The sequence below is a fragment of the Pseudomonas sp. SJZ077 genome (genome assembly GCF_007993905.1).
Taxonomy (GTDB): Bacteria; Pseudomonadota; Gammaproteobacteria; order Pseudomonadales; family Pseudomonadaceae; genus Aquipseudomonas; species Aquipseudomonas mandelii.
The window spans coordinates 56,832-68,066 of the sequence record NZ_VIUJ01000020.1 but is presented as its reverse complement, the minus strand read 5'-3'; the positions used below and the strand labels follow the sequence as shown (position 1 = coordinate 68,066).

12 protein-coding genes are annotated in these 11,235 nt (G+C 58.6%); 9 read left to right on the top strand and 3 right to left on the bottom strand.

Annotated features, from left to right (window positions below; all coding sequences use genetic code 11):
* Positions 1–9: 9 nt before the first annotated feature.
* The 7 genes from apaG (at position 10) to FBY01_RS25065 (ending at position 8,094) form a co-directional block, all read left to right on the top strand.
* Entirely contained in the window at positions 10–390 is a 381-nt protein-coding gene (gene apaG, locus FBY01_RS25095; RefSeq protein ID WP_145309962.1) for a Co2+/Mg2+ efflux protein ApaG, read from the top strand.
* Complete coding sequence (locus tag FBY01_RS25090; protein WP_145309960.1) at positions 390–1,274, top strand: symmetrical bis(5'-nucleosyl)-tetraphosphatase; 885 nt, start codon at positions 390–392, stop codon at positions 1,272–1,274. The genes apaG and FBY01_RS25090 overlap by 1 nt, the downstream gene beginning before the upstream one ends.
* A 33-nt stretch (positions 1,275–1,307) precedes the next feature.
* Positions 1,308–1,637 (top strand): thiosulfate sulfurtransferase GlpE, encoded by a 330-nt coding sequence (gene glpE / locus FBY01_RS25085; RefSeq protein WP_077747310.1) that lies wholly within the window; start codon positions 1,308–1,310, stop codon positions 1,635–1,637.
* A gap of 296 nt (positions 1,638–1,933) precedes the next feature.
* Positions 1,934–3,856: a PrkA family serine protein kinase gene (locus tag FBY01_RS25080; protein WP_010467160.1), complete on the top strand. Its 1,923-nt coding sequence runs from the start codon at positions 1,934–1,936 to the stop codon at positions 3,854–3,856.
* A 114-nt stretch (positions 3,857–3,970) separates the two neighbouring features.
* The gene (locus FBY01_RS25075; protein WP_010467159.1) at positions 3,971–5,242 is read left to right on the top strand and encodes a YeaH/YhbH family protein; all 1,272 of its coding nucleotides are present in this window, start codon (positions 3,971–3,973) and stop codon (positions 5,240–5,242) included.
* On the top strand, positions 5,239–6,801 hold the full coding sequence (locus tag FBY01_RS25070) for a SpoVR family protein (protein ID WP_077747309.1): 1,563 nt from the start codon (positions 5,239–5,241) through the stop codon (positions 6,799–6,801). Before FBY01_RS25075 ends, FBY01_RS25070 begins: the two co-directional genes overlap by 4 nt.
* Before the next feature lie 63 nt (positions 6,802–6,864).
* Positions 6,865–8,094 (top strand): multifunctional CCA addition/repair protein, encoded by a 1,230-nt coding sequence (locus tag FBY01_RS25065; protein ID WP_145309958.1) that lies wholly within the window; start codon positions 6,865–6,867, stop codon positions 8,092–8,094.
* Between the two features lie 108 nt (positions 8,095–8,202).
* Here the strand turns inward: FBY01_RS25065 and folK are convergent, their stop codons facing one another.
* Both folK and folB read right to left on the bottom strand, forming a co-directional pair.
* Positions 8,203–8,721 carry a 2-amino-4-hydroxy-6-hydroxymethyldihydropteridine diphosphokinase gene (gene folK / locus FBY01_RS25060; protein WP_083375637.1) on the bottom strand — a complete coding sequence of 173 codons (519 nt, stop codon included), beginning with the start codon at positions 8,719–8,721 and terminating at the stop codon, positions 8,203–8,205.
* Positions 8,712–9,068, bottom strand: coding sequence for a dihydroneopterin aldolase (gene folB, locus FBY01_RS25055; RefSeq protein WP_008051601.1), 357 nt, complete (start codon positions 9,066–9,068; stop codon positions 8,712–8,714). Before folB ends, folK begins: the two co-directional genes overlap by 10 nt.
* Positions 9,069–9,142: 74 nt before the next feature.
* On the opposite strand from folB, the gene plsY reads away from it, so the two are divergent.
* Positions 9,143–9,712: a glycerol-3-phosphate 1-O-acyltransferase PlsY gene (gene plsY / locus FBY01_RS25050; RefSeq protein WP_077747307.1), complete on the top strand. Its 570-nt coding sequence runs from the start codon at positions 9,143–9,145 to the stop codon at positions 9,710–9,712.
* A gap of 23 nt (positions 9,713–9,735) precedes the next feature.
* On the opposite strand, the gene tsaD is transcribed toward plsY, so the two are convergent.
* A complete protein-coding gene (gene tsaD / locus FBY01_RS25045) occupies positions 9,736–10,761 on the bottom strand; it encodes a tRNA (adenosine(37)-N6)-threonylcarbamoyltransferase complex transferase subunit TsaD (protein WP_010467153.1) in 1,026 nt (341 codons plus the stop codon).
* A 199-nt stretch (positions 10,762–10,960) separates the two neighbouring features.
* Here tsaD and rpsU point away from each other — a divergent pair, with 199 nt between their 5' ends.
* Positions 10,961–11,176 (top strand): 30S ribosomal protein S21, encoded by a 216-nt coding sequence (gene rpsU / locus FBY01_RS25040; RefSeq protein WP_002551877.1) that lies wholly within the window; start codon positions 10,961–10,963, stop codon positions 11,174–11,176.
* Positions 11,177–11,235: the final 59 nt, after the last annotated feature.

Sequence of the window (11,235 nt, the reverse complement as noted above, 5' to 3'; positions counted from 1 at the left end):
GCCTCTTGCATGTCCGATCCTCGTTATCAGGTCGACGTCAGCGTCGTCACCCGCTATCTGGCAGAACAATCGCAACCCGAGCACAACCGCTTCGCCTTTGCCTACACCATTACCGTGCACAACAATGGCAAGCTACCGGCCAAACTGCTGTCTCGGCACTGGGTCATCACCGATGGCGACGGGCATGTCGAAGAGGTTCGCGGTGCGGGCGTTGTCGGCCAACAACCGTTGATCGAACCAGGCAAGAGCCATACCTACAGCAGCGGCACCGTCATGACCTCCAAGGTCGGTACGATGCAGGGTACTTATGAAATGATCGCCGACGACGGCAAACACTTTGACGCCGTTATCGCGCCATTCCGCCTGGCGGTGCCCGGAGCCCTGCACTGATGGCGACGTATGCCGTCGGAGACCTTCAAGGCTGCCTTGAAGCCCTGCAATGCCTGCTCAAAAAAGTCGCTTTCGACCCTGCAAAGGATCGCCTGTGGCTGGTGGGCGATCTGGTCAACCGTGGCCCGCAGTCGCTGGAAACCCTGCGTTTTCTCTACAGCATCCGCGAATCGCTGGTGTGCGTGCTAGGCAACCATGACCTGCACCTGCTGGCCGCCGGTAAGAACATCGAACGCCTGAAGAAAACCGATACCCTACGCGAAATTATCGAAGCCCCCGATTGCGCCGAGCTGCTGGAATGGCTACGCCAGCAAAAACTCATGCATTACGACGAACAACGTAACGTTGCGCTGGTGCATGCCGGTATTCCCCCGCAATGGTCGCTGCGCAAAGCACTGAAGTACGCCGCCGAGGTCGAGACGGCGCTGCGCGACGACAATCTGCTGCCGCCCTACCTCGACGGCATGTACGGCAACGATCCGGCGAAATGGGACAGCGACCTCAGAGGCGTCACGCGCCTTCGGGTGATCACCAACTATTTCACCCGCATGCGTTTCTGTACGGCCGAAGGCAAGCTGGACCTCAAGAGCAAGGAAGGCCTGGGCACTGCGCCACCCGGCTACAAACCCTGGTTCCAGCACAGGGAACGCAAGACCAAAGGCGTGAAAATCATTTTCGGGCACTGGGCCGCGCTTGAAGGCCAGTGCAACGAACCGGGCATCTCTGCGCTCGACACGGGTTGCGTCTGGGGCGGTGCCCTGACGATGATGAACGTCGACAGCGGCGAACGCCTGTCCTGCAAATGCGACGAGCATGGCCATGCCGCCGCGCCGCCAGTCGCCCCACGAACTAGCGAACAAACGCCAGCCAGCGCCCAGCGCTAGACTGCGCTTTCAGCCGAGCCACAGGAGCCCGCCATGAGCGAATTCAAACGTATCCCCCCAGAACAGGCACAGGCCCTGCGCGCACAAGGCGCCGTGGTGGTCGATGTCCGTGACCCCGCGACCTATGCCGCCCTGCACATCAGCGGCTCGAAGCATCTGGACAATCATTCCCTGCATGCCTTCATTCAGGCGGCCGATCTGGACGCACCGACCGTGGTGGTCTGCTATCACGGCAATTCCAGCCAGGGCGCCGCCGCATACCTGATCAGCCAGGGCTTTTCCGACGTGTACAGCATGGATGGCGGTTTTGAGCTGTGGCGTACGACTTATCCTGCGGAAACGGCGCAAGGCACTTCCGAATAATTTTTTTGTAACGTGCAAGCCCCGTCCCCTGTGGGCTCGCGCGGTGGCAGACGAACGGTCTGCCACAACTAATTACGTATCTCGCCTTTACCTCCTGAATAAGCAACTATCCTTAAGCGCAGGCCATCCAAAACAGGGGAGAGCCGGTACACCGGCGCGCGGGTCATCGGGAGTAGCTTTCGAGGTCGTCAGCTTCGAAAGAGTTCTGGGGGGTAAACAGCGACTGCATATCCGGTTGCTGCCAGCATCGACTGAATGATCCGGCGTCGGCTCCACGTATCGAGCGAGGTGACGTCATGAGTATCTTTAGCCACTTCCAACAACGCTTCGAGTCCACACGCCAGGAAGAACTCTCGCTGCAAGAGTATCTTGAGCTGTGCAAACAGGACCGCAGCGCCTACGCCTCCGCCGCCGAGCGTCTATTGCTGGCCATCGGAGAACCGGAGCTGCTCGACACCTCGACCAACTCGAGACTGTCGCGAATCTTTTCCAACAAGGTGATCCGCCGCTATCCGGCCTTTGAAGACTTCCACGGGATGGAAGAATGCATAGACCAGATCGTGTCGTATTTCCGCCATGCCGCTCAGGGCCTGGAAGAGAAGAAACAAATCCTCTATCTGCTCGGCCCCGTCGGTGGCGGTAAATCGTCCCTGGCCGAGAAGCTCAAACAACTGATCGAGAAAGTGCCCTTCTACGCCATCAAGGGCTCGCCGGTATTCGAGTCGCCGCTGGGTCTGTTCAACGCCACTGAAGATGGTGCGATCCTCGAAGAAGACTTCGGCATTCCGCGGCGCTACCTCAATACCATCATGTCTCCATGGGCCACCAAGCGCCTGGCCGAATTCGGCGGCGACATCAGCCAGTTCCGCGTGGTGAAACTCTATCCGTCGATCCTCAACCAGATCGCGGTGGCCAAAACCGAACCGGGCGATGAAAACAACCAGGACATCTCGGCGCTGGTGGGCAAGGTCGACATCCGCAAACTGGAGGAATACCCACAGAACGACGCTGATGCCTACAGCTATTCAGGCGCGCTGTGCCGGGCCAACCAGGGCCTGATGGAATTCGTCGAAATGTTCAAGGCGCCAATCAAGGTGCTGCACCCATTGCTGACCGCCACCCAGGAAGGCAACTACAACAGTACCGAAGGCCTCGGGGCGATTCCGTTTACCGGGATCCTGCTGGCTCACTCCAACGAATCGGAATGGCACACCTTCCGCAACAACAAGAACAACGAAGCCTTCATCGACCGGATCTATATCGTCAAAGTGCCGTACTGCCTGCGGGTCAGCGACGAGGTGAAGATCTACGACAAGCTTCTGTTCAACAGCTCTCTGGCCAAGGCCCATTGCGCACCCGACACCCTGAAAATGCTCGCCCAGTTCACCGTGCTCTCACGCCTCAAGGAGCCGGAAAACTCCAACATCTATTCCAAGATGCGTGTGTATGACGGCGAGAACCTCAAAGACACGGATCCGAAAGCCAAGTCGATCCAGGAATACCGCGACAACGCCGGTGTCGACGAAGGCATGAACGGTCTGTCGACCCGGTTTGCTTTCAAGATCCTGTCCAAGGTCTTCAACTTTGATCCGCACGAAATCGCCGCCAACCCGGTGCATTTGCTCTATGTGCTGGAACAACAGATCGAACAGGAACAATTCCAGGCCGAGACCCGTGAACGCTATCTGCGCTTCCTCAAGGAATACCTGGCACCGCGTTATATCGAATTCATCGGCAAGGAGATCCAGACTGCCTATCTCGAGTCTTACAGCGAGTATGGCCAGAACATCTTCGATCGCTACGTGCTGTACGCAGACTTCTGGATCCAGGACCAGGAATACCGAGATCCGGAAACCGGCGAAATCCTCAACCGCGTCGCGCTGAACGAAGAGCTTGAGAAAATAGAAAAACCGGCCGGCATCAGCAATCCGAAGGATTTCCGCAACGAAATCGTCAACTTCGTCTTGCGCGCCCGGGCCAACAACAATGGCAAGAACCCGACCTGGCTCAGCTACGAAAAACTGCGGGTGGTCATCGAGAAGAAAATGTTCTCCAACACCGAGGACCTCCTGCCTGTCATCAGCTTCAATGCCAAGGCCAGCAAAGAGGACCAGCAGAAGCACAACGACTTCGTCACACGGATGGTCGAGCGGGGCTACACCGACAAACAGGTACGACTGCTGTCCGAGTGGTACCTGCGGGTCCGGAAATCGCAATGACGCAGCGGCAAGCCATAAGCTACAAGCGGCAAGAAAAAGCGCGTAAGCCCTGATATCCGGGCAGCTTCTACTTGCAGCTTGTAGCTCACAACTTGAAGCCGCCCGGAGGGGCCTATGAGCTATGTGATCGACCGACGTCTCAATGGCAAGAACAAGAGCACGGTGAACCGTCAGCGGTTTCTGCGGCGTTATCGTGATCACATCAAAAAGGCCGTCGAAGAGGCGGTCAGTCGGCGTTCCATTACCGATATGGAACACGGCGAACAGATCAGCATCCCCGGCCGCGACATCGACGAGCCGGTGCTTCACCATGGACGTGGTGGCAAGCAGACCGTCGTGCACCCCGGCAACAAGGAATTCACCAGCGGCGAACACATTGCCCGTCCGCCAGGCGGTGGTGGCGGCAGAGGCCCAGGCAAGGCAGGCAACTCGGGCGAAGGGATGGACGAGTTCGTCTTCCAGATCACCCAGGAGGAATTCCTCGAATTCATGTTCGAGGACCTCGAACTGCCGAACCTGGTCAAGCGCAACCTGACCGGCACCGACACCTTCAAGACCGTGCGCGCGGGTATCAGCAACGAAGGTAACCCGTCGCGAATCAACATCATCCGTACCCTGCGCTCGGCCCATGCCCGGCGAATCGCCCTGTCTGGCAGCAGCCGGGCAAAGTTACGGGAAGCCAAAGAAGAACTGCTGCGACTCAAGCGGGATGAACCGGATAACTTCGGCGATATTCAGGAGATCGAAGCAGAAATCGAAAAACTCAGTGCGCGCATCCATCGCGTTCCCTTTCTCGATACCTTCGACCTCAAGTACAACTTGCTCATCAAGCAGCCGAACCCCAGCTCCAAGGCGGTGATGTTCTGCCTGATGGACGTGTCCGGCTCAATGACCCAGGCGACCAAAGACATCGCCAAGCGCTTTTTCATCCTGCTGTACCTGTTTCTCAAGCGTAACTACGACAAAATCGACGTCGTCTTCATCCGCCACCACACCAGCGCCCGCGAAGTGGATGAGGAAGAGTTCTTCTACTCCCGGGAAACCGGCGGCACCATCGTCTCCAGCGCCTTGAAACTGATGCAGGAAATCATGGCCGAGCGTTATCCGAGCAATGAGTGGAACATCTACGCGGCCCAGGCCTCCGACGGTGACAACTGGAACGACGATTCGCCGATCTGCCGCGACATTCTGATCAACCAGATCATGCCGTTCGTGCAGTACTACACTTACGTTGAGATTACCCCGCGCGAACACCAGGCTTTGTGGTTCGAATACGAACGCATCGCTGAAGCCTTCTCTGACACTTTTGCCCAGCAGCAACTGGTCTCGGCCGGGGATATCTACCCGGTCTTCCGTGAACTCTTCCAGCGCAGGTTAGTGACATGACCGCCAAAGAGCAGAAGCGCCAACCCATTTCCACCGGCTCAGAATGGACATTCGAGCTGATCCAGGCCTATGACAAAGAAATCAGTCGCCTGGCGGCTCGTTATGCCCTGGATACGTACCCTAACCAGATCGAAGTGATCACCGCCGAGCAGATGATGGACGCCTACGCCTCCGTCGGCATGCCACTGGGTTATCACCATTGGTCCTATGGCAAACACTTCCTCAGCACCGAGAAGTCCTACAGCCGTGGGCAGATGGGGCTGGCCTACGAGATTGTGATTAATTCAGACCCATGCATCGCCTATCTGATGGAAGAAAACACCATCTGTATGCAGGCCCTGGTGGTCGCTCATGCCTGCTATGGCCACAACAGCTTCTTCAAGGGCAATTACCTGTTCCGCACCTGGACCGACGCCAGCTCGATCATCGATTACCTGGTTTTCGCCAAGCAGTACATCATGCAATGCGAAGAACGCCACGGCATCGATGCAGTGGAGGACCTGCTGGATTCCTGCCATGCGCTGATGAACTACGGGGTCGACCGCTACAAACGCCCATATCCGATTTCGGCTGAAGAAGAGCGCCGCCGGCAGAAGGATCGGGAAGAGCACTTGCAGAAACAGATCAACGATTTGTGGCGGACCATTCCAAAAGGGGCCGACAAGTACAGCGACAAGGACAACGCGCGCTTCCCCGCCGAACCTCAGGAAAACATCCTGTACTTCATCGAAAAACACGCGCCGCTGCTGGAGCCCTGGCAGCGGGAAATCGTGCGCATCGTGCGCAAGATCGCCCAATATTTCTACCCGCAACGCCAGACCCAGGTCATGAACGAAGGCTGGGCCACGTTCTGGCACTACACGCTGATGAACGACCTGTATGACGAAGGCCTCGTTACCGACGGCTTCATGATGGAGTTTCTGACGTCCCACACCAGCGTGGTCTACCAACCCGGCTTCGACAGCCCCTACTACAACGGCATCAACCCCTACACCTTGGGTTTTGCCATGTACCGGGACATCCGCCGCATGTGTGAACACCCTACCGAGGAGGATTACCGCTGGTTCCCTGAGATAGCCGGTACCGACTGGCTGTCGAGCATCAAGTTCGCCATGAGCAGCTTCAAGGACGAAAGCTTCATCCTGCAGTACCTGTCACCGCAGGTGATCCGCGACCTGAAATTGTTCAGCATTCTCGATGACGACCAAAAGGACGACCTGCTGGTCCCGGCCATTCACGATGAAGGTGGCTACCGCACCATTCGCGAAACACTGGCCGCGCAGTACAACCTGGGTAATCGAGAGCCCAATATTCAGATCTACAGCATCGACCGGCGTGGCGACCGCTCCCTGACCTTGCGTCACCAGCAGCACGACCGCAAACCGTTGGGCGAGTCCACCGAGGAAGTGCTCAAGCACCTGCACCGGCTGTGGGGCTTCGACATTCACCTGGAAACGCTGCAAGGCGACCAGGTCATGAAAGTTCACCATGTCCCGCCCAGAAGCGAGCATAGCGAGGGGGATTACGGCCGGCTGGACTTGGCTGTCATTCATCTTTGATCCTGTTTCTGCCTCCGGAAGTTCGACGCAAAGGTTATTCTGTCGAGCTAACGGAGGTTTTTTATGCGGATTTATAAAGTCGGCGGCGCGGTACGCGATCGCCTGCTGGGCAAACCTGTCACCGATATCGACTGGGTCGTGGTCGGTGCCACCACTGAAGAAATGCTCGCCCAGGGTTATCGCCCCGTGGGTGCCGACTTTCCGGTATTTCTTCACCCCAAGAGCGGTGAGGAATACGCCCTCGCCCGTACCGAACGCAAAAGCGGACGTGGTTACGGCGGTTTCACCTTTCATGCCAGCCCCGAAGTCACCCTCGAAGAAGACCTGATCCGTCGCGACCTGACAATCAACGCCATGGCCGAAGATGATCAGCAGAATCTGACCGATCCTTACCACGGCCAGCGCGATCTCGAAGCCCGAGTTCTTCGTCACGTTTCCCCCGCGTTCGCCGAAGATCCGCTCCGTGTCCTGCGCGTTGCCCGCTTCGCAGCCCGATACGCAGGACTGGGCTTCACCGTTGCGCCTGAAACTTTGGAGCTGATGCGCCAACTCAGCGAATCAGGTGAACTGAAGGCGTTGACGGCGGAACGCAGCTGGAAAGAGATTTCCCGTGCACTGATGGAAGATCAGCCACGGGTGTTCATTGAGGTGCTGCGTGAATGTGGCGCGCTCAAAGCGTTAATGCCGGAAGTTGATGCTCTGTTCGGCGTGCCGCAACCGGCAGCCCATCACCCTGAGATCGACACGGGGGTGCACACCCTGAGCGTCCTTGAGCAAGCGGCGCAGCACAAACAGCCGCTGACCGTGCGCTGGGCATGCCTGCTGCATGATCTGGGCAAAGGGCTCACGCCCGAGGAAGAATGGCCACGCCACATTGCCCATGAGCACACGGGCCTGAAGCTGATCAAAGTGGTGAATGAACGGTTCAAGGCACCGAAAGATTGTCAGGAATTGGCATTGCTGGTGGGTCAGTACCACACCCACGGCCACCGCGCCCTGGAGCTGAAACCCTCTACGTTACTGGACCTGCTGCAGAGTTTTGACGTTTACCGTCGGCCGCAGCGGCTTGAAGAGTTCATTGCGGCGTGCGAGATGGACGCCCGCGGCCGCAAAGGGCTGGAGCAGAGAAGTTACCCACAGGCGGATTATTTACGCGGAGCGGCGACTGCGGCGCGGAACGTGGCGGTACAGCCGTTGCTGGAGAAGGGATTCAAGGGGCCGGAGCTGGGTGAGGCGATCAAGCGTGAGCGACTAAAAGCGCTGAAGGCCTACAAAGAGGCGGCGTCTGCCTGAAAAGCTTTGCGGGCAAGCCTCGCGCCTGCAAGATCCAAGTCGTTTGCGATGGGGCGAACGACGCAAAACCTGCAGGAGCGAGGCTTGCCCGCGAAGGCGTCATCCGCCTCACAACAAACTCGAAGGTGTCAGCTGTTCACCGCGCCACTCAAACGCCACCGGCGCCAACACCTGATCAATCTGTGCCTCACGCCACAACGTCGCAAAGCTTTTGCCTACCCCCGGATGCACTCTGTCCGGCGCAATCAGGGACAACGGCCATAGCACAAAGGCATTTTTCAGAATCTCTGCCCGCGGCAGGATCAATCCATCGAAATTGCCCACCAGATCGCCAAACAGCAGCACGTCGATATCCAGCGGCAAACCCTTGCGGTCGGGCGCATACCGGCCATTGTCCGCCTCGATGAATTTCAATCGACGGTCCAGCTCCATCAGCGGCAAATCGGTGTAAGCCGACACCACGAAATTGAAGAACGGACCGCTCTTGATCCCCACTGGCTGGCTTTCGAACACCGCCGAGCAACGGATATCCACCAGGAAGCCTGCCAGGGCTTCCAGGCCCGCCTGCAAATGGGTTTCGCGCTCGATATTGCTACCGAGCCCGAGATACACCTGAGTCAGCGACATCCGCGCTCGATCTCCACGCCCACACCACCGGTGGCCGCCGGGACGGCGCCAGGCTTGGTCAGTTTGAGGCGCATCCAGGTGATCTTGAATTCGCTCATCAATACTTCAACCAGACGCTCGGCAAAGGTCTCGACCAGTTGGAACTGTGCCTGCTCGGCAAAGGCCTGGATGCGCGACGAAACGCTCGCGTAATCGAGCGCCAGGGTCAGGTCATCGCCTGCCGCTGCCGGGCGATTATCCCAGGCGAAGCTCAGATCAAGTCGCAGGCACTGTCGGATGCCTCGTTCCCAGTCGTAGGCACCAATCACGGTGTCGACTTCCAGGCCCTCGATAAACACTCTGTCCAAGCACTTTTCTCCGCTGCACGACAAGGGCGCAATGCGCCGTTAGAATCAGGGCGTCCTCGCCCGGAATAGTTAGCATGTTTTGGTTACTGGCGACCCTCGCCTACCTGCTCGGCTCTCTGTCCTTCGCCATTTTGCTCAGCCGCCTGACCGGTAACCCCGATCCGCGAATGAGTGGCTCGGGCAATGCCGGCGCCACCAACATGTTGCGCCTGGCCGGCAAGAAACTCGCCATCCTGACCCTGATCGGCGACCTCTGCAAAGGCCTGTTGCCGGTGTTGATCGCCGGTGTTGCGGGTCTTTCGCTGCAAGAACAGGCCTGGATCGGCGTCTGTGCCGTGATCGGCCACCTGTTCCCGCTGTACTTTCGCTTTCGCGGTGGCAAGGGTGTCGCCACCGCGGCCGGAATGCTCCTGGGCCTGTATCCGCCAGCTGCATTGCTGGCGGTTTGCGCCTGGTTGCTGACGTTCTACCTGACCCGCACCAGCTCCCTCGCCGCATTGATCGCCACGCCGCTGACCCTACCGCTGCTGGCCTGGCAAGCACCTGCGGCACTGCTACCCATGAGCGCACTCACGGGGCTGATCGTCTGGCGTCATCGCGGCAATCTACGCGACCTGTTTGCCGGGCGCGAACGGCATTTTTAAATACCGGACATGAGCCCCGCTCATCACAGCGCCGACAGTTGCTCCATCGGCCAGCGCGCCTGCACGCTGATCGCCAGGCTTTCGTGCTGACCGGCCTGCAAGCGCTGGCAACCGGCAAACGCAATCATCGCGCCGTTGTCGGTGCAGAACTCCGGACGGGCATAAAACACGTCGCCCTTCATGTCGCCGAGCATCTTTTCCAGGGAGGTGCGCAGCGCCTTGTTGGCGCTGACGCCCCCAGCGATCACCAGACGCTTCATGCCCGCTTGTTTCAGGGCGCGCTTGCACTTGATGGTCAAAGTCTCCACCACGGCCTGCTGGAACGCCAGCGAGATGTCGCAACGGGCTTGCTCGCTGTCGTCCCCGGCGCTGACGCTCTGCTGCCAAGTGTTCAGGGCGAAGGTTTTCAAGCCACTGAAGCTGAACGCCAGGCCCGGGCGGTCGCACATGGGACGCGGAAAAGTGAAACGTCCTGAAACGCCCCGCTCCGCCAGCTTGGCGATTTCCGGACCGCCCGGATAATTGAGGCCCATCATCTTCGCGGTCTTGTCGAACGCTTCACCGGCGGCGTCATCGAGGGTCTCGCCCAAGAGCGTGTAGTGACCGATACCGTCGACCTGAACCAGCTGCGTATGACCACCCGACACCAACAAAGCGACGAACGGGAATTGTGGCGGCTGCGGCTCCAGCATCGGCGCCAGCAAGTGACCTTCCATGTGGTGCACACCCAAGGCCGGAATGCCCCAGGCAAAGGCCAGCGCCTGAGCGCAAGAGGCGCCCACCAGCAAGGCACCGACCAGGCCAGGACCCGCGGTATAAGCGATGGCATCGATCTCGGTCGGCACACAGTCAGCTTCGGCCAACACCTGACGAATCAAGGGCAGCATGCGTTTGACGTGGTCGCGCGAGGCCAGCTCCGGCACTACACCGCCATAGGCGCGGTGCAGGTCGATCTGACTGAACAGCGCGTCGGCCAGCAGGCCGCGTTCACTGTCATATAATGCGACACCGGTTTCGTCGCAGGAGGTTTCTAATCCCAGTACTAGCATGGGTTTGCGCCTTGTTTAGGCTGAATTCGAAGGCGCGCATAATAGTCGCCATGGGATGCCCCGACTAGCGGTTTTCGATCAGAGGCTTTGCATTCCGGTCGATGAGGAGTTAACATCCGCAACCCTTAAAAACCGACGTCTTCAAGTGCTCTTTTGCCGCGAGGATGTTGACCCCGGTAATGAATGAAGGTAGCTCTGGATGCCAGCCGTCAAAGTAAAAGAGAACGAACCCTTCGACGTAGCTCTGCGTCGTTTCAAGCGCTCCTGCGAAAAAGCCGGTGTACTGGCTGAAGTTCGTAGCCGCGAATTCTACGAGAAGCCTACTTCCGAGCGTAAGCGCAAAGCAGCAGCCGCTGTTAAGCGTCACGCGAAGAAAGTTCAGCGCGAACAGCGCCGCGCCGTTCGTCTGTACTAATACACAGACGTTCGTAGCAAGCTTCTGCCAAGCCCGGCCCTCAGCCGGGCTAATGGCAT